Origin of the sequence: Cyclobacterium amurskyense (genome assembly GCF_001050135.1) — a bacterium.
Lineage (GTDB): Bacteria > Bacteroidota > Bacteroidia > Cytophagales > Cyclobacteriaceae > Cyclobacterium > Cyclobacterium amurskyense.
On the sequence record NZ_CP012040.1, the window covers coordinates 2488902 to 2507590 of the forward strand.

Annotated in this window: 18 protein-coding genes; 9 read left to right on the forward strand and 9 right to left on the reverse strand. The window is 38.2% G+C overall.

The features are described from left to right. Positions 1-188: 188 nt before the first annotated feature. The 3 genes from CA2015_RS10300 (at position 189) to CA2015_RS10310 (ending at position 3682) form a co-directional block, all read left to right on the forward strand. Positions 189-530: a TfoX/Sxy family protein gene (locus tag CA2015_RS10300; protein WP_048641830.1), complete on the forward strand. Its 342-nt coding sequence runs from the start codon at positions 189-191 to the stop codon at positions 528-530. 126 nt (positions 531-656) lie between these two features. Next, positions 657-1784, forward strand: coding sequence for a hypothetical protein (locus tag CA2015_RS10305; protein WP_048641831.1), 1128 nt, complete (start codon positions 657-659; stop codon positions 1782-1784). 113 nt (positions 1785-1897) lie between these two features. Then, positions 1898-3682, forward strand: a complete 1785-nt coding sequence (locus CA2015_RS10310; RefSeq protein ID WP_053086755.1) for an alpha-L-rhamnosidase-related protein — start codon at positions 1898-1900, stop codon at positions 3680-3682. A 73-nt stretch (positions 3683-3755) separates the two neighbouring features. On the opposite strand, the gene CA2015_RS10315 is transcribed toward CA2015_RS10310, so the two are convergent. Both CA2015_RS10315 and CA2015_RS10320 read right to left on the reverse strand, forming a co-directional pair. Then, positions 3756-6149, reverse strand: a complete 2394-nt coding sequence (locus CA2015_RS10315) for a ribonucleoside-diphosphate reductase subunit alpha (RefSeq protein WP_048641832.1) — start codon at positions 6147-6149, stop codon at positions 3756-3758. Positions 6150-6182: 33 nt separating this feature from the next. After that, the gene (locus tag CA2015_RS10320) at positions 6183-7166 is read right to left on the reverse strand and encodes a ribonucleotide-diphosphate reductase subunit beta (RefSeq protein WP_048641833.1); all 984 of its coding nucleotides are present in this window, start codon (positions 7164-7166) and stop codon (positions 6183-6185) included. A gap of 590 nt (positions 7167-7756) precedes the next feature. Between CA2015_RS10320 and rplU the strand changes: the two genes are divergently transcribed. The 3 genes from rplU (at position 7757) to hpf (ending at position 8809) form a co-directional block, all read left to right on the forward strand. Further along, positions 7757-8068 carry a 50S ribosomal protein L21 gene (gene rplU, locus CA2015_RS10325; protein WP_048641834.1) on the forward strand — a complete coding sequence of 104 codons (312 nt, stop codon included), beginning with the start codon at positions 7757-7759 and terminating at the stop codon, positions 8066-8068. A 34-nt stretch (positions 8069-8102) separates the two neighbouring features. Then, entirely contained in the window at positions 8103-8363 is a 261-nt protein-coding gene (gene rpmA / locus CA2015_RS10330; RefSeq protein ID WP_048641835.1) for a 50S ribosomal protein L27, read from the forward strand. A gap of 134 nt (positions 8364-8497) precedes the next feature. Further along, on the forward strand, positions 8498-8809 hold the full coding sequence (gene hpf / locus CA2015_RS10335) for a ribosome hibernation-promoting factor, HPF/YfiA family (RefSeq protein ID WP_048641836.1): 312 nt from the start codon (positions 8498-8500) through the stop codon (positions 8807-8809). Between the two features lie 15 nt (positions 8810-8824). Here hpf and CA2015_RS10340 read toward each other — a convergent pair whose 3' ends face one another. The 6 genes from CA2015_RS10340 to lipB form a co-directional block, all read right to left on the reverse strand. After that, entirely contained in the window at positions 8825-9454 is a 630-nt protein-coding gene (locus CA2015_RS10340; RefSeq protein WP_048641837.1) for a rhomboid family intramembrane serine protease, read from the reverse strand. 4 nt (positions 9455-9458) lie between these two features. Beyond that, the gene (locus tag CA2015_RS10345) at positions 9459-10445 is read right to left on the reverse strand and encodes a polyprenyl synthetase family protein (protein WP_048641838.1); all 987 of its coding nucleotides are present in this window, start codon (positions 10443-10445) and stop codon (positions 9459-9461) included. Next, positions 10435-12612 carry a ribonuclease R gene (gene rnr, locus CA2015_RS10350; RefSeq protein ID WP_048641839.1) on the reverse strand — a complete coding sequence of 726 codons (2178 nt, stop codon included), beginning with the start codon at positions 12610-12612 and terminating at the stop codon, positions 10435-10437. Before rnr ends, CA2015_RS10345 begins: the two co-directional genes overlap by 11 nt. 70 nt (positions 12613-12682) lie before the next feature. Then, positions 12683-13417, reverse strand: coding sequence for a 3'-5' exonuclease (locus CA2015_RS10355; RefSeq protein ID WP_048641840.1), 735 nt, complete (start codon positions 13415-13417; stop codon positions 12683-12685). Between the two features lie 5 nt (positions 13418-13422). Beyond that, on the reverse strand, positions 13423-13824 hold the full coding sequence (locus CA2015_RS10360) for a hypothetical protein (RefSeq protein WP_048641841.1): 402 nt from the start codon (positions 13822-13824) through the stop codon (positions 13423-13425). Then, positions 13821-14555 carry a lipoyl(octanoyl) transferase LipB gene (gene lipB, locus CA2015_RS10365; RefSeq protein ID WP_048641842.1) on the reverse strand — a complete coding sequence of 245 codons (735 nt, stop codon included), beginning with the start codon at positions 14553-14555 and terminating at the stop codon, positions 13821-13823. The genes CA2015_RS10360 and lipB overlap by 4 nt, the downstream gene beginning before the upstream one ends. 41 nt (positions 14556-14596) lie before the next feature. Between lipB and CA2015_RS10370 the strand changes: the two genes are divergently transcribed. Continuing rightward, positions 14597-14953, forward strand: a complete 357-nt coding sequence (locus tag CA2015_RS10370; RefSeq protein WP_048641843.1) for a YraN family protein — start codon at positions 14597-14599, stop codon at positions 14951-14953. Here the strand turns inward: CA2015_RS10370 and CA2015_RS10375 are convergent. Beyond that, complete coding sequence (locus tag CA2015_RS10375; protein WP_048641844.1) at positions 14947-15801, reverse strand: toxin-antitoxin system YwqK family antitoxin; 855 nt, start codon at positions 15799-15801, stop codon at positions 14947-14949. The genes CA2015_RS10370 and CA2015_RS10375 overlap by 7 nt on opposite strands. A gap of 244 nt (positions 15802-16045) precedes the next feature. On the opposite strand from CA2015_RS10375, the gene CA2015_RS10380 reads away from it, so the two are divergent. Together CA2015_RS10380 and CA2015_RS10385 are read left to right on the forward strand one after the other, a co-directional pair. Then, positions 16046-17248 carry a pyridoxal phosphate-dependent aminotransferase gene (locus tag CA2015_RS10380; RefSeq protein WP_048641845.1) on the forward strand — a complete coding sequence of 401 codons (1203 nt, stop codon included), beginning with the start codon at positions 16046-16048 and terminating at the stop codon, positions 17246-17248. Between the two features lie 52 nt (positions 17249-17300). Further along, positions 17301-18011: a glycosyltransferase gene (locus tag CA2015_RS10385; protein ID WP_048641846.1), complete on the forward strand. Its 711-nt coding sequence runs from the start codon at positions 17301-17303 to the stop codon at positions 18009-18011. The last annotated feature ends 678 nt before the right edge of the window (positions 18012-18689 follow it).

An 18689-nucleotide genomic window follows, 5' to 3' on the forward strand; every position in this document is an offset into this window, starting at 1 on the left:
AAGTAACTGTATTAGCCATGTAATTCCAGATTTTTCCTTCAAAATATTAGGCTTAATGGTTTATAGTGAAAATTATCCAAGGGGATATTAACCATTATTATATTGCAAGCCCTTCAAAATTCCTTTTATAGACGCTATCATTAGCGGTATTAATTTGGTATTTTGAGTTTCAGCTAAACGGTATAACAATGGCATATGATGAAAGGCTTGCAGATAGGGTTCGTGAATATCTTTTCGAAGTAGGACAATTGGAAGTGGAGGAAAAAGCCATGTTTGGAGGCCTGGCTTTTTTGGTCAATGAAAAAATGTGCGTGAATGTAAGTGGTACAAAGCTTATGTGTAGATATGACCCCGAATTAGTGGAAGAGGTAGCTGAAGTAAATGGGTTCCAATCCATGGTTATGAAAGGGAGGGTGTACAAAGGTTATTGTTACGTAAGCGCTGAAGCCATCACAACAAAAAGAGAAATGGCTTATTGGATTGACCTTTGCCTGGATTTCAATGAGAAAACCAAATCTTCAAAAAAGTAAATATTAGCCATTGCTTTGAGTAGAAAAGGGTGTAACTAAAATTTAAATATTTCTTTATACTTTACCCCATTTAGGCAAAACCTCAGACAGGTTAAACCTGTTAAAGCTATTATAGCTAATTTTCCAATGATACCTCAATTGTTATATAAGGTGATTTTCTCAATTTATGCCAAGCTGTTTTTTGTTGTGCTAGGGTTGTTGTTGCCTGTTAATTATGTTTTTTCACAACGACTTAGTCTTGATCCTATACCATTGAGGATGGTTTCTCAGGTATTTAGTCCAGATGAATATTATATCTCAAGGATTATTGATGAGAGAAAGGACCTTAACCCTACTGCGTTTCTGGTGCCGGATGTTAAAAGTGGCAGTAATCTGCGGACGGTAAATCTTGAAGGAGGCACTATACCTGCTTTGGAGCAATATATATTGGGAGCTTATCCTGGGAAGAAAGAGTCTCGCCCTGTTGTAGTAAAAATTAAGGATGTCAAAATAATTGAAAACATTCTGAATGCTAAAACTGGGGTAGTAGAAGGTGACATTCATTTGGACTTTGAATTTGCTTTGGAAAGAGGGGATGAATTGGTTGATTTGTTGGGGTTTCAAGGAGGTATAAGTTACCAAAGAGGGGTACGACAGTTTCACTTATTGGAGCCATTCTTAAAGCGATCGGTGAATTTGGCCATGAAATATTTTGATGATTGGATAGAGAAAGATGCGCCAAATAACAATCTTCTGGCCCAAGAGGTGCGACTAAAGATGAGGGATTATGTCCGTTCGAATGTGAGTGATACTGTTTTTTATGCTAGCGATAGGCCCTTGACCTGGAAAGATTTCACTGGTAGACCAGGTTTCAATAATTATGCGGCATCCATTTTTGCAAGTATAGGCTATGAGTTGAATAGCAGTATGGAAAATGGTGTGTTGCTAGTAGATTTAGTCTTTAAAACCTACATGTTGAAAAGTTCTTCCTGGGTGAGGTCAGGAAACAACAGCTATGGACTTAATCATGAACAAAGGCATTTTGATATAACGAAGATAATTATTGAGCGTCTCAAAAACACATTAACGAACCTTGAACTCGAGCCTCATAATTATGAACGGAAGATTTCCTTTCATTACCTGGAAGCTTTTAGAGAAATGAACCGCATGCAAGAAGCTTATGACAATCAAACTTCCAATGGAACCAATGCCTCAGCTCAAGAGAGGTGGAACAAAAAAATAGATACTGAATTAATTCAGTTGGGTGTAGATTAGCTTATTTAAAAGCAGGTAAATGAAGAATAAGACAGCAATTGAGCAGGTACGCACAGGACAGGTATTTGACTAAATAGTTTTATCTTGGTTGATTAACCAAAATGACTATCCAAATGAGTTTTATGCAAAGCGCTGTAAGGCCACTTTTTTCAATATTACTGTTTTTCGCAATCTGTTCCAATGCCTTTGCTCAATTGCCACCGGCATTTAACAATGGCAGGGACTATAAAGTAGCCGATGATTCCCGAACGCGGAAATACATTGCCCCGGTAAAAATATTCTGGAAATCCACCGAAAACACTGCTTTAATAAAGAACGAAAATCATCTCCTTAACCAACCAATTGGCCAGGCCATTCTTACCAATAAGCAAGACTTTTTGGTCATGAAAAGTACTGAAACTGAAAAACCGGGGATCTTGTTGGATTTTGGTGTCAACCTGCATGGAGGGATTCAATTGGTGACGGGTATGATAGGATCAAAAGATCCCGTGCGTGTACGGATAAGATTGGGAGAGTCGGTTACTGAAGCAATGTCATCCATTGATACCATACATGGGGCTACAAATGACCATGCCATGCGTGATTTTATTGTTTCCCTTCCATGGCTTGGGAAACTTGAAGTTGGTAATTCGGGATTCCGATATGCAAGGATAGACTTGGTAGACCCTAACAAAGAGTTACTGCTAAAGGAAGCCAATGCCATATTGGTCTACAGAGACATTCCATATCTGGGAAGTTTTAAGAGTAATGATGAACGTTTGAATAAGATTTGGGACATGGGGGCTTATACGGTTCACATGAACATGCAAGAGTACCTTTGGGATGGGATAAAAAGAGATCGTTTGGTCTGGGTAGGAGATTTGCACCCTGAGGTTTCAACGATTAATGCAGTCTTTGGATACAATGAGGTGGTTCCTAAAAGTCTTGACCTGATCCGTGACATTACACCTATGCCTGAATGGATGAACGGGATCAGTACTTATTCTATGTGGTGGATTATTATTCACCGTGACTGGTACCTGCATCATGGGGACAAGGACTATTTAAAAGCCCAAGAAGACTATTTGATTAAACTTACTAGGCACATGGCAAGTAGGGTGGAAGGCAATAAAGAAAAATTGGATGGTACCCGTTTTCTAGATTGGCCATCAAGTGAAAACCCTGAAGCCATTCATGCCGGCTTACAATCCATGTTGATTTGGGCTTTTGATGCTTCGGGTGAGATTTATACTGTATTGGAAAATGATGAAATGGCCAAAGAGGCAAAGGCTATGGCCGCAAAATTGAGGACTTACCATCCTGATCATGCAGGGTCTAAGCAAGCTGCTTCCCTAATGTCATTAACTGGTATAATGGATCCTTCTAAAGCCAATCGCCAAGTGATTTCCAAAAATGGCGTGGCTGATTTTTCTACTTTTTATGGGTATTATATGCTGGAAGCCAAGGCCAAGGCTGGTGATTACCAAGGAGCGATTGAAAATATTAGAGAGTATTGGGGCGCGATGATTGACCTCGGTGCAACTACTTTTTGGGAAGATTTTAATATCAAGTGGTTGGAAAATGCTGCAAGAATTGATGATTTCGTCCCTGATGATAAAGTGGACGTACATGCAAGTTATGGAGGCTACAGCTATGATAAACTCCGTCATAACTTGAGTCATGGCTGGGCTTCTGGTCCTACTGCGTGGATGAGTAGACATGTGCTTGGTGTCCATGTTTTGGACCCGGGATCAAAGACCATTCTAATTGATCCGCATTTGGGAGATTTGGAATGGGTGGAAGGAACATTCCCCACTCCTTATGGTTTGGTTTATGTCAAGCATAAAAAGCAGAGTGATGGCACAGTGAAGAGTGAAATTTCAGGACCTGATAAAGTCAATATTGTGTATCCTAAATGATTTTGGTCTTAGTCAAAAAAAAAGCAACTGCCGAAAGGACAGTTGCTTTTTTATGCAATTTTATATTTGTGGATCAACTACCACAAGCTTCACATTCGTCTGGATTATCCAAGGAGCATATAATGGCTTCTTGTTGTTGTTTTTTGCTATCCAAATCTACAGCTTCAAGCTTATCTCCATTCAATTGAGATTTGTCTACTGTAAACTGAATGGCGCTACTTGCTGCTTTAGAACGCAAGTAATAAATACCAGTTTTAAGACCTTTTTTCCATGCATAGAAATGCATAGAGGTTAATTTTCCAAAGTTAGGCTCTTGTAAGAACAAGTTCATGCTTTGTGACTGACATACATAAGCACCTCTATCGGCAGCCATGTCTATAATTACCTTTTGAGAGATTTCCCACACTGTTTTGTAGAGGTCTTTTAGGTTTTGAGGGATGTCAGGCATATTTTGAACGGAGCCATTGGCAGCGATCAGTCTGTTTTTCATTCCATCCGTCCAAAGACCCAATCTGATCAAGTCTTTCATTAGGTGTTTGTTGACTACAACGAACTCACCTGATAAGGTTCTACGAGTGTAGATATTACTAGTATATGGTTCAAAGCACTCATTATTACCCAAGATTTGGGAGGTGGAGGCTGTCGGCATTGGAGCCACTAAAAGTGAATTCCTTACCCCATACTTGTTTACTTTTTCTTTGAGTTCTGACCAGTTCCAACGTCCAGATTTTGGAGTTACACCCCACATATCAAACTGGAATATACCTTTTGACACTGGAGATCCTTCATAGGTTTCATAAGTGCCATTGACTTTTGCAAGTTCCATGGATGTCTCCATTGCTGCAAAATAGATGGTTTCAAAGATATCTTCGTTGAGCCCTTTGGCTTCATCAGAGTCGAAAGGCATTCTCAAAAGAATGAAAGTATCCGCCAGTCCTTGAATACCTAATCCAACAGGTCTGTGCCTGAAGTTAGATTTTCGGGCTTCTGGTACAGGGTAATAGTTGACATCAATTACTTTATTAAGGTTTTTGGTAACCACTTTAGTTACCTCATAAAGTTTCTTATGATCAAAATATTTTTTACCGTCTTTTCCTGTAGTGACATATTTAGGAAGTGCAATAGAAGCCAGGTTACAAACAGCCACCTCATCTGGAGAAGTATACTCCATGATTTCTGTACACAAGTTGGAAGACTTGATGGTACCAAGGTTCTTTTGGTTGGACTTACTGTTGGCAGCATCTTTATAAAGAATGTATGGGGTACCAGTTTCGATTTGGGATTCCAAAATCTCAAACCAAAGCTCCTGTGCTTTTATAGTTTCACGCGCACGTCCTTCTTTTTCATATTTTTCATAGAGTCTTTCAAACTCATCACCATAGCAATCTGCCAATCCAGGTGCTTCGTGAGGGCAGAACAAAGACCAGTCTTCATTGGCCTCTACACGTTTCATGAATAAGTCAGAAACCCATACAGCATAAAACAAGTCTCTTGCACGGAGTTCATCTTTACCGTGGTTTTTCTTAAGGTCAAGAAAGTCCTTGATGTCAGCATGCCAAGGTTCCAAGTAAATGGCAAAGCTGCCTTTTCTTTTCCCTCCACCTTGATCTACATACCTGGCGGTCATGTCAAAGTTTCTCAACATTGGGACAATCCCATTAGACACTCCATTGGTACCCCTGATATAAGAGCCTTTAGCCCTTACGTTATGGATAGAAAGGCCTATACCTCCTGCAGATTGAGAAATTTTAGCACATTGTTTTAATGTGTCATAAATTCCATCAATACTGTCGTCCTTCATTGTAAGTAGGAAACAAGAAGACAGTTGTGGCTTAGGCGTACCTGCATTAAATAGGGTAGGTGTAGCGTGTGTAAACCATTTCTGAGACAAAAGGTGGTAGGTGTCAATTGCTGACTCTATGTCTTCTTTGTGGATACCTATAGAGACCCGCATAAGCATGTGCTGTGGTCTCTCTACAACTTTACCGTCAAGTTTAATAAGATAACTTCTTTCTAGGGTTTTGAAACCAAAGAAATCGTAATCAAAATCCCTGGTATAGTCAATTACCTCATCTAGTTTGGCAGCATGTTTTTTAATAATTCCATAGACGTCAGGAGCAATCAGTGCTGCATTCTCATCAGTTTTTGGATTGATGTAGGTATATAGTCGTTTCATGGTATTTGAAAACGACTTACTTGTAGTCTTGTGTAGGTTTGAAATAGCGATTCTTGCAGCAAGAATTGCGTATTCAGGATGTATTACTGTCAGGGAGGCACATACCTCAGCAGCGAGATTGTCAAGCTCTGTGGTTGTTACCCCATCATAAAGCCCATCAATTACTTTTTTTGCAACTTCGATAGGGTGGATGTAGCGTGCATCCAACCCGTAGCAAAGGTTTTCTATTCTTGTTGTGATTTTGTCAAATCTGACGGATTCTCTTCTACCGTCTCTTTTTATTACTAACATACCTAACTGATGATTATAATGGTTAAAAAATGATTAAAAGTCCTCTTCTACAGAAAATTTGTCTGAGGAGGAAGAATCGTCCTTGTTTTTCATAACCCCTGCTTTTTGATAATCACCCACACGTTTTTCGAAGAAATTGGTTTTTCCTTCTAAAGAAATCATGTCCATAAAATCAAACGGGTTCTTGCTGTTCCAAACTTTAGAACATCCCAATTCAAGTAGCAGCCTGTCTGCTACAAATTCAATGTATTGGCACATTAATTCAGAATTCATGCCAATAAGTCTTACAGGCAATGCGTCTGTTACAAATTCTTTTTCTATTTCTACAGCATCTTTGATGATTTCTGTAACCTGCTCCTGCGGCAATTTATTGACCAAATGCTTGGTGTATAGATGGCAAGCAAAATCGCAGTGTAGTCCTTCATCTCTGGAGATTAACTCGTTAGAAAAAGTCAAACCAGGCATTAGGCCTCTTTTTTTCAACCAGAAGATTGAGCAAAATGAGCCAGAGAAGAATATGCCTTCAACTGCTGCAAAAGCAACTAGTCGTTCCATAAAATTCCCTTTGTCTATCCAACGCAATGCCCACTCCGCTTTCTTCTTAACACAGTCTAGGTGTTCTATTGCATTGAATAGATGATCACGTTCGTCTGCATTTTTGATATAAGTGTCTATTAATAAGCTATAGGTTTCACTATGGATGTTTTCCATTGCTATCTGGAAACCATAAAAAAACTTTGCTTCTGTGTATTGTACTTCTGCTACGAAATGTTCTGCTAGATTTTCATTGACAATTCCATCACTTGCAGCAAAAAATGCCAAAACATGAGAAATGAAATGTCGTTCTCCATCACTTAGATTCTTCCAGTCATTAAGGTCTTGACCTAAATCTATCTCTTCAGCAGTCCAAAAACTTGCCTCAGCCATCTTATAATACTCCCAAATGTCATCATGTTGGATGGGGAATAATACAAATCTGCTGTTGTCTCCCTGTTCTAATATTGGCTCTGGCTTCATTAGTAGAAATGGTTTTATCTGAGTAAAAATTAATTATTGCTGTGTACCGTATTTCTTGTTAGTGTCTATATGAAAGGCTATTAGACTAATTAGGTACGAATGCCTTAACAAATATGGGCAAGAAAAATGAAAAAGTAAAGCCCGATTTAGCTAAAAACCCTAAAAAGTTGAACGCTGGTCAATAGATTATAAATAGTTAATATAAAGTGAGTTAGGAAATTTGAACTGAAGTAAAGATTTAATCTAAATGGATCATATATGCTAGGTCAACTTTTTTTAAATAATTTTAAAATATTTAAAATGGGCCAAAAATGGCCATTTTTTTGACTATCGGTCAAAAATCTAGTTTTTTTTTCGTGAGTATTCTGTTGTAAGATACTGTTGATCAATTGTGTAAATGAGAAAATTTAATTTCAAACCCTTATAAATGGCGAATAGGGCTGGATTTTTGAAGATGGCGTTGGATTAAATTGAGTTTCTGGGGTTTTGGGTGTAAATATTGAAATTAATATTGGAGGATTAGTTTATCTATTTGGTAATTTTTCTTATATTTGCACCTCATTTTGATAATTGAATTATATCAAACCATTATGTACGCAATAGTTAACATTTCCGGTAAGCAGTTCAAAGTAACAAAAGATCAACAAATCTTTGCACCAAAAATGCAAGGTGAAGTTGACGCTTCCGTAGAATTCGATCAAGTGCTTTTGGCAGAAGACAATGGCACTGTCTCGATTGGAGCGCCCTTATTATCTGGCGCCAAGGTATCAGGGAAAATCCTTGATCATGTAAAAGGTGACAAAGTAATCGTCTTCAAGAAAAAAAGAAGAAAAGGTTACAAAAAGAAAAACGGTCACCGTCAGCAATTCACAAAAATAGTAATCGAAAATATCACACTGTAATCCTTCGGGTTGCAACCTTAAATAATAATAAGTTATGGCACATAAGAAAGGTGTAGGTAGTTCTAGAAACGGTAGAGAGTCTGAAAGTAAGAGACTTGGTGTAAAGAAATTTGGTGGTGAATCAGTTATCGCTGGTAATATCATTGTAAGACAAAGAGGTACTAAACACCATCCTGGCGTTAATGTTGGATTGGGTAAAGACCATACAATCTTTGCTTTGGTTCCTGGTAAAGTTGCTTTCACTAAAAAGCACGATGGTAAATCAGTAGTAGGAGTAATTCCAGCGGAAGCTTAAGATACTTCTTCTTATAGAAATTTATTATTTAAAGGTCATTCTAACGGATGACCTTTTTTTTATTCCTTAGTTTTAAGATATTCGTAGTAATAATTTTCACCTCTCCGAATAGATGGAGTTAAACGATTTTGAAAATGAACTTCACAGAAAACTACAATGGAATTAAGATTGATGTTCAGTCAGTCAATATTGAAATCAATACTTCCGTTCAAGAAGAAATAAGGTCTTCAATAGACAAACTCTCAAAATTCACCCAAAACATCAATGCTGTAGATGTTTATTTTAAAACAGAGGGAAGTGGAGGCAACGCTGTTAGCGTGGTAGGGATGCGCGTTGGAATACCCGGTCCGGATGTATTTGCCGAAGAAAAGGGAGAACACTGGATTCCTTTGCTAAAGGAAGTAGTGGATAAATTGGTTAGACAATTGAAAAAAGCAAAAGCGTAGATAAAAGCTTCAGTCTTAAAAAAGGCTGAAGCTTTTTATTTGTTCCCAAAATCGCAATCCATTTTCTGGAGAGATTAATACGATCACAGCAATTCCAAACACTGCACCATAAAAATGGGCGTCATGGTTAATGTTATCACCACCTGTCCTGCCTTTATAAAAAGCATATCCTAAAAAGAGCAATCCCAAAATAAATCCGGGAAGACAAAAGATGCCGAAGATACAAATATCAGAGAGTGGCATCAAGATTATGCTAGCAAACACAGTAGCCGAAGTGCCTCCTGAGGCCCCTAAGGCGTGGTATCCGGGGTTGTCTTGTTCCTTTAGATAGGTTGGTATGTCGGCAATGACAATTGCCAAGAGGTAAAAGACAATAAAGGCGACTAAGCCTAATTCAAAACCAAATACATATGTGAGGTAAGATTCTACCACATTTCCGAAGAAATAGAAGGTAAACATGTTAAATAACAAATGCGTACCATCTTTGTGAATAAAGCCAGAAAATAAAAACCGACCGTAAGAGCCTTCTCTCTTGATGAGGTAAGGCGTAAACAATTGTTTGTTTATAAAATCAGGGTTTTTCCATCCATAATAGGATACCAGACAGGTAATGATAATAATTATTAACGTTAAAGATAAATCCATGATTTTATTTTTCCCTGTTGGCCAGGTTGTGTGTTAGATTTTGAAGGAGTTGCAATCCAGCAGTATTTTTTACCTGAAGGCTGGAAAGTTGGTTGAAACCTCTTTCGAAATAGTCGTCCATTAACTCCAAGGTCTTTTCCTTTATTTGAAGTTGGTCATATATGCTTGTTACAGCTTTTACTTTTTCTTCTGGATTGAAGGATGTAGAATTAATCCATTTCTGTAGGTTTTCGTTTACCGAACCTTCAGCCAATTCATTGGCTTTTACCAAGAGGTAGGTTTTTTTATTGGCCAAAATGTCCCCACCGACTTGCTTGCCAAATTTCTCTTTGTCGGCATAGACATCCAGCAGGTCGTCTTTTAACTGAAAAGCGACGCCTATATTTACTCCAAAATCGTATAAGTGATTGGAATCCTCTTTCGAGGCACCAGCTAGAACAGCACCCAATTGCAGGGAAAAGCCCAATAATACAGCCGTTTTCAAACGTATCATGTTTAGGTATTCTGCTTCACTTACGAATTCCCTGTTTTCAAAATTCATATCCATTTGCTGTCCCTCACAAACCTCCGCAGCGGTTTTGCTAAAGAGTTGAAGGCTTTCCTTCAAGTATTCAGGTGTTATGGACAGGAATAAATCATAGGCCTTGACCAGCATTACGTCTCCAGACAAAATAGCAGTATTGTCATCCCATTTTTCATGGACGGTCGCCTTTCCTCTACGAAGAGGTGCATTGTCCATGATGTCGTCATGCATGAGTGTGAAATTGTGAAAAACTTCAATGGCGGCAGCAGGAGTAAGTACTTTTTGGTAATCCTCCTTGTATAAACCGTAAGCCAGCAAGGTTAGTAATGGTCGTATTCGTTTCCCCCCCAAACCCATAAGGTAAGTTATCGGATCGTATAGTTCCGGAGGGTTACCTTTCAATTCTAATTCTTTTATATGTTGCTCGAGGGAAATTCTAATATCCTCCAGCTTGTTGTCATTTATCATTGCTTGCAAATTCCAAATCAATCGTTCTTCTATCGATGTCAGTGCGTGTTACTCTGACCTGTACTTTGTCACCCAGGGTAATCATTCTTTTATTTTTGGATCCAATAAGCCGCATGTTCTTGTCATCAAAGTCATAGTAATCATCTTTCAGATCCTGGACTTTAACCATGCCTTCGCATTTTGTTTCAGAAATTTCAACATAGACTCCCCATTCGGTGACTCCTGTGACTATGCCTGCATAGTCTTTGTCTTCTGCCAATTTCATGTACTCAACCTGCTTGTACTTGATACTTGCCCTTTCTGCATCAGCAGCCCTTTTTTCTCTCTCTGAAGAATGCAAACATTTTTCTTCCCAAGCCTGGGTTTCAGGTGGTTTACCACCGTCCAGGTAATGTTGAAGAAGCCGATGCACCATCATGTCAGGATACCTTCTGATTGGAGAGGTAAAATGGGTGTAGTGGTCAAATGCCAAGCCGAAATGAAGCTTTGGTTCAGTTGTGTATTTTGCCTTGGCCATGGTTCTTATGGCTAACTGTTCCAAAATGTTCTGTTCTGGCTTACCAACGATCTCTTCCATTAGTTTGTTCAGACTATTGGACACTTTCTTTTCGTCAGTCACTTTTACCTCATGGCCGAATTTGGTGGCGAAATTAGCAAATGTGGCTAGTTTTTCAAGGTCAGGATAATCATGAACGCGATAAATGAAGGTACTTTTGCCCTTATTTTTGTTAAAAATATAGGTCGCTACGGTTTTATTGGCCAAAAGCATGAACTCTTCGATCAACTTATGTACATCCTTTCGCTCTTTTATAATAAGACCTACAGGTGTACCTGATTCATTGAGTTGGAATTTTACCTCAACTGTTTCGAAATTGATCGCTCCTTTTTTGAATCGCTCCTTACGAAGTAATTTTGCTAGGGAATTGATTTTTAACAAATCTTTGGCATAATCACCAGATTCTGAATCCATATTCTCTTGGGCTTCCTCATAGCTGAATCGCCTATTGGAATGGATAACCGTTCGGCCTATCCAGAAATCCTTTACCTCGGCCTGATCGGTTATTTCGAACACACAAGAGAAGGTGAGCTTGTCCTCATTAGGGCGCAATGAACACAGTCCATTACTCAAGCGTTCTGGAAGCATTGGGATGGTTCTGTCTACCAAATAAACAGAGGTAGCCCTGTCATAGGCCTCTTTTTCCATCAAGGTTTTCGGGGTGACATAATGCGTTACATCGGCAATATGCACGCCTATTTCCATGTTGCCATTTTCTAAATAGCGAAATGAAATTGCATCATCAAAGTCCTTTGCATCTGCAGGGTCAATGGTGAATGTATCGATATCTCTAAAGTCTTTTCTTCTTTTTATCTCGGCCTCCGAGATGGTATCAGGTATGGTTTCAGCTTCTGCTTCTATCTCCTCCGGATAATCAAAAGGAAGTCCGAATTCAGCCATAATGGAATGAATCTCCACTTCATGGTCCCCTGCTTTACCTAAAACATGTATGATTTTTCCAGTAGGACTCTTATCACCCTCACTCCAGTCTGTGAGTTTTACTACTACTTTTTGGTTATGCTGTGCACCAGCGAGATCTGATTTTTTTACGAAGATATCATGGTGCATCTTCTTAAAGTCAGGCACTACAAATGCAAATCGGGGGGAGATTTCTATACGGCCTACAAATTCGTCTCTGCTACGTTCTAGAATTTCCAAGACTTTTCCTTCTCTGCGGTTTCCTCTTCCTTTTTTGGGTAAAATCATTACCCTGACTTTGTCGCCATCAAGTGCAGATTTTAGATCTGCTTCTTTGACCATGATATCGTCTTCTTTTTTCTCATGATTATTAGGTATCACAAATGCAAACCGTGCATTGACGAAATCTACTTCTCCAATAACGAATTCTGGATCCGACGCTGAAGAGTAATGGTTTCTTGGGTTACGTGATATCCTGCCTTCATCTACCAATTCCTGGAGGGCTGGGCTTAAAAGTTTTTTGGTAGCTGCATCCCGCAGTATTAGTTTTTTGATGAGTTGCTTTTCAGCGAAATCCTCACCGAAATTATTGTCAAAAAATTGCGTTAATTTTAATTTTAAATGCTCTAAATCTGTGGGCTTATTGCCCTTGCTTTTAAATCCTGATTTTTTTCTTCCTGAATTTCTTCCCATAAAAATATATTATAATTATAAAGGTAAGGATATTTATTCTAATTTATTGACCTTCCTTATGTTGTGATGTTTATTCTGCCGAACTATCCAAATTGATGATTTGGAACGACAGGTCTCCAGGTAATCCCTGATAAGCCAGGTATATTCTGGCGGTTACTTCTACATCTCTCAAGCAATATTTACGAATATTGTCAAGATCGTTTTCTTTGTAGTATACGGAGTTAACCATGCTTCCGTCTATTCCTTCTTTTGAACTGGGGATATCAAAAATTGCTGCCAATAAATCCAGGCGGGTGTAATGTTTATAATCCCCAAATTTCCACAGGTCCAGTGTGTCTATATGTTTAATCTCCCAAGGCTTCTTCCCTGAAAGCTGCAATACGTCTGGAAGTGGTAATTTGTTGACAAGCATTCTCCTGCAGATGTAAGGAATGTCAAATTCCTTGCCATTGTGGGCACAAAGGATCCAGTCTTTTTTCTCTAAGAGGTCCCGAAATTCTAATAATGTTTCATGTTCTGTTGATGCGGCGTAGGATTTGGTCCTGTAAATAAGTTCGTCCTCCGCTTTTTTATAGGTAAAGTAACCTACTCCTATACAAATGACCTTACCAAATTCGGCATAAATGCCTGCCTTTTCAAAATAGAGATCGTCAGCTTCTCTTTCGTCAGTTTTTTGTAGTTGCTGGGCTTTTTTCGTCCATTCCTCTTGCATTCTTGAAGGTAAATCCCGCAGGCTTTCTGCTCCGGAGATGGTCTCAATATCCAGAAAAAGGATGTCATTCAGATGTTCAAAAAAATCAGCCATAAGCTTCAGCTATGTAAGATCCCATGCATATCCAGTTCAGGAATGTAGGTCATGTGCTTTTCCTGAACGCTGCCCGCTACAAATATAAACTTTTTGTCAAATATTTGGTCCAGAATATAATAACTTACCCAGAATTCATTGTTTAAACTAAACAATGCCGGGTCAATGGCCTCAACTCTAGCAATACTCGTCGCTTCTAACTTCTCAATCATGTGTCGCAAGACAGAGGTTTTTTTTACTTCTCCGCCTACATTGCCGTAGCCTTTTGCCGTGATCATTAGTGTTTCCAATTCAATAAGGTTCTTATTGATTATATACACCGCCCAGCTTTCTTCCTTTTCATTGACTTCTTTTACTATAGCCATTTTCACTCCTGTCACGGGGTGAAATTTTATGTCCTTTTTCATTTTTGTTCTTCGCTTATCAGTAGTTCCATGTCGAATAATCTGCCAATATGAAACCTTACTCTTTCTTTAACCTCAGAGATGTCTACTTCTTTACCCAGTTCTTTTTGCAAAGAAGTGACAGCCTTGTCACTGATTCCGCAAGGGATAATATGGTTGAAGTAATTAAGGTCAGTATTGACATTAAATGCAAAACCGTGCATGGTTACCCATCTGCTGGATTTGACACCTAAGGCGCAGATTTTCCGTGGATTTTTCTGTTCTATATGATCCAGCCATACTCCCGTCAATCCCTCAATTCTACCTGCTATTATTCCATAATCGCTAAGGGTTGCAATTACCGCTTCTTCCAAAAACCTGAGGTATTTGTGGATATCTGTAAAGAAGTTATCCAGATCCAGAATAGGGTAGCCTACAATTTGTCCCGGTCCATGGTAGGTAATGTCTCCTCCTCGGTTTATAGGGTAATAACTGGCCTTGTATTGCTTTAATCCTACCTCGTCTAAAAGGAGGTTTTCTGGTTTACCACTTTTGCCTAAAGTGTAAACATGTGGATGTTCCACAAACAGTAGATAGTTATCAGTGATTTGTGCATCCTTTGGGTCAAGTTTTCTGTTAGCAATCTTAACCTCAACGGTTTGAGCAAACAGTTTTTCCTGATAATCCCAAGACTCCTGATAATCTTTGGTGCCTAAATCCCGAAAAATAACTTTTTTATTTTTAAATTGATTCACCTTTTACAGTAGTTTTTTTCAAATATAGTCAATATCAAACAATGGCTGAACACAATGACAAGGGAAAGGAGGCTGAAATGCTCGCTAAGGATTGGTTGGTAGCCAATGGTTTTGAATTCGTTGCTGCTAATTATAGGTACAAGCATGCGGAGATAGACCTAATAATGGAAAAAGGAGGGATTTTGGTCTTTGTAGAGGTAAAGTTTCGTAGTGGAACAGGTTATGGTTATGCGGAAGAATTTGTGGATTATAGGAAAAGGCAACTAATCATTAGAGCTGCCGATCATTACATATACGAGAAAGACTGGAAAAAAGATATCCGATTCGATATAGTTGGCGTTTACCGAAATAAATCAGGAGGGATAGCATTTAAACATTTCGAAGATGCTTTTTATTGATTGCGGCTATAGATAAGATTTCCTTCTTTGTCCCATTCAGCCCTTATAAATGGTTTAAAGCTATTGTTTAGGGCCTCATTTTGGTATTGGATTTCTCTTTTCTTCACGGTTTTGTCACTTTCTCTTGGCCAATATTCGGTCCAGATTCCTATCCGTTCTCCAAATTTGTATTCCCCTGCTACGGCTACCTGCCCATCAGGGTAAAAATGGAAAAAATTACCTTCTTCCAAATCGTATTCTATTGGGGTTAACTTTTCTATTTTCCGTTCCCCTCGATTGTAATAGGTGATTCTTGAGGCCTTGGGCCATCCCTCTGAATAATGCCTTTTGTCTAAAAGAATGTTTTTTGCATCAAAACTCATCCATCGACCATGTTTGGTGCCGTAAAAATACATACCAGTTTCAACTACATTTTCCCCGATTCGTTTTTCATAGGGACCATGAAGCAAATAGCCTTTGGAGGAATCGAAGTTGCCATTTTTGATGGCTTTGTTTTTGGTGTCGTACCAAAAAATATCCCTTATATAGGGATCGACTCTTTTGTTCCTAGTGGTGTAATTGAAAAACTGATAGGTAATCTGATCCCTAAAACTACTTTTGATTAAACCCCGACTGGTTTTTTCGCCGAAGTGAAAATTCTTTTTCTTTTTCTTCCTTTTCTTCTTTTTTTCTTCCTTCAAATTGTCCTCTGCATCAGAGAACAATAGTATAGGGGTAGAGGTAGGAAGTAATCTGTTTTCTTCCACACCAGATGAGTCTACCTCAGTTATACTGGTTTCTTCCTGACCGAAACCAACCGAAATAATAAAAAACAGCACTACAGAAAATAAGTAAATGAGTTTTTTCATAACAATTTAAAAACGAATATATAGGGCTTGATGTTGTGATTAGGACTAAAAATCCAATGCATTCATCCTAGTTATCAAAAGTTACATTTTTCAAAACTAGTCAAAGATTTAGGAATCGTTGTCATTATGCTTATTTTTGCAAAATTAAAAAAGTGGCAGAAAGGTCATCAATCATAATAAATTAATTTGGTGGTTAATAGGTCTTACTAATCTGATAATCAAACGTAATTTAAATAAAATATAAATGAATTCCATCCTATCTGATCGTATTAACAATATGGAAGAGTCAGCTACGCTGGCTATGGCAAAAAAAGCCAGGGAATTAAAGACTCAAGGAATCGATATTATCGGTTTGAGTTTGGGAGAACCTGATTTTAAAACGCCTAAACACATACAGGAAGCTGCTAAAGCAGCTATTGATGAAGGGAAATATTTTTCTTATCCTCCAGTTGCTGGTTACCAAGACCTAAGAGAGGCCATTGCCAAAAAACTAAGGGATCAAAATAACATTTCTGAAGCCAAAGCAGAAAACATTGTAGTTTCTACAGGTGCAAAGCATTCAATTGCCAATATCTTCATGTGTTTGATTAATGAAGGAGACGAAGTGATCATTTTTTCTCCTTATTGGGTATCTTATTCTGAAGTGATCAAATTGGCCGGAGGTGTTCCTGTTCTTATAGAGGGTAACCTTGAAAATAACTTTAAAGCTACCGCTAGTCAATTAGAAGAAGCCATTACGGATAAGACCAAAGCTGTGATTTATTCCTCACCATGTAATCCGTCAGGATCTGTTTTCAGCAAGGATGAGTTAGAGGCCATTGCTAATGTTATCAAGAGCAAGGAAAACCTTATAGTTATAGCCGATGAAATTTATGAGTTGATCAATTTCACAGGTTCTCACGCTAGCATAGCCTCTTTCCCAGGCATGTTTGACCGTACCATTACTGTAAATGGTTTTTCTAAAGGTTATGCGATGACTGGATGGCGAGTAGGTTACATCTGTGCTCCATTGTTTATTGCAAAGGCTTGTGAGAAAATTCAAGGTCAGTTTACCTCAGGTGGAACAGGCATAGCGCAGCGTGCAGCCCTTGCGGGTTTGATTGGTGATCAAAAGCCAACTGAAGAAATGGCGGCAGCCTATCTTAAAAGAAGAGACTTGGTCTTGGGTTTATTGCGTGATATACCAGGTATCAAAACACACGTTCCTGAAGGAGCATTTTACTTTTTCCCTGATGTTTCTGCCTTTTTCGGTAAGACAGCAGGCGATCAGAAAATTGAAACTGCGGATGATTTTTGTCTTTATGTGCTTAAAGAGGCAAATGTATCCTTGGTTACAGGAGCCGCATTTGGAGCACCAAATTCAGTGAGATTGTCTTATGCAGCCTCTGAAGATGAATTGAAAGAAGCGCTTAAGCGAATTAAAGAAGTGCTAGCAAAATTGAATTAATTTTTAAATATTATCCCCGGAATTTTCCGGGGATAATTCTTACTTTTCCAAGATGCAGGCAATTGTAGTCACACCCGTAAAAGATGCTTTAGAGGCGACTTTAGAAACAGTTCAGGCCATTTCTGACGCCAAAGGAGTTTATGATTATTGGGTTTTTAATGATTATTCTACTGATCAAACTAAAGCTGCATTAGAAACAGCCAGCAAAGCCAAAGGCTTTAAACTGATTCATTTGGAAGATGTGACTTCAAATCCATCACCTAATTATAAGACAGTACTCCAACTGTCACAAAAATCAGCCTTAGAAGCTGGCTTGCCTTTAATTGTAGTCGAATCGGATGTTAAGATAAATCCAGATACCTTGGAAAGTCTAGTGAATTTCTCCAATGAAAACCCCAATGTAGGTTTGGTAGGAGCGATAACACAAGATGCTGAGGGAAAGGTGAATTTTCCTTATCTTAAATTCAAACAATTAAAGAGTAAGGATCCGGCAAAGACTACGCGAAGCCTTAGTTTTTGCTGTACCTTGATAAGTAAGAACTTTTTAAAGAAATATGATTTCACTGATCTGGATAATAGTAAAGATTGGTATGATACGCATATTAGTCAGAAATCAATAAGTTTGGGCTTCGATAATTACATTCTGCCAGACCTGCCCGTTTGGCATAGGCCTCATGGTAGCCGGCCTTGGAAGCAGCTCAAATACAAAAATCCAATACTATACTACTTCCGAAAGTGGTTTTTAGGTAAGGATAAAATTTAGGTCTAAACTTTTCGCATTTCCTCTCCGAGGAACAGTTAGTTTATATAACAAAGTACCTCCTCAAATAAAGCACGGAATAAGTAATAGCCGGGTTTAATCGGTAAGCATTTCTAGAGTGCCATGATCCTGTTATTTCCTATCAGCGGGTAATGTTTTTTATAGAATAGTGTAGACAATAGGAATAGATGGAACTAGACCAATTATAAAATTTCTATGTACTAAACCGCTTACCTTTAGCTCCAAAACCTTAAGAAATTAATTGTATTATTCTAATAAATAATTAATTTCAAAATTTTTAATTTTAATCTTGGAAATGATCTATTTCCGCCAATAATCAAGGATGTTTTAAACTGGTTATTATCGGCTAGGGCCAATAATGGGGCTGTTTCTATTTATTATAGAATGGTTTTTCAATTTTCATTTCAATTTCAAGTATTAAAGGATGAAAAATCAGTTAATAGAAACCAAATGCAATTGTCCTTACATAATTATCCTACCTTTTGCTAAGAGAGTATAGATGATTTCTTTAAAGGCCATTTTTTTTGATTTGTGATTATTTCTTTAAAATATCGAAGTATACTAAGATGAATTCATTGCTTTATTTGCTCAAAATTCCGTACCTTTGTTTTGGGTGATTAAGCAACTTTTTATACTTATTCTTTTTTTAGTAATTAAATG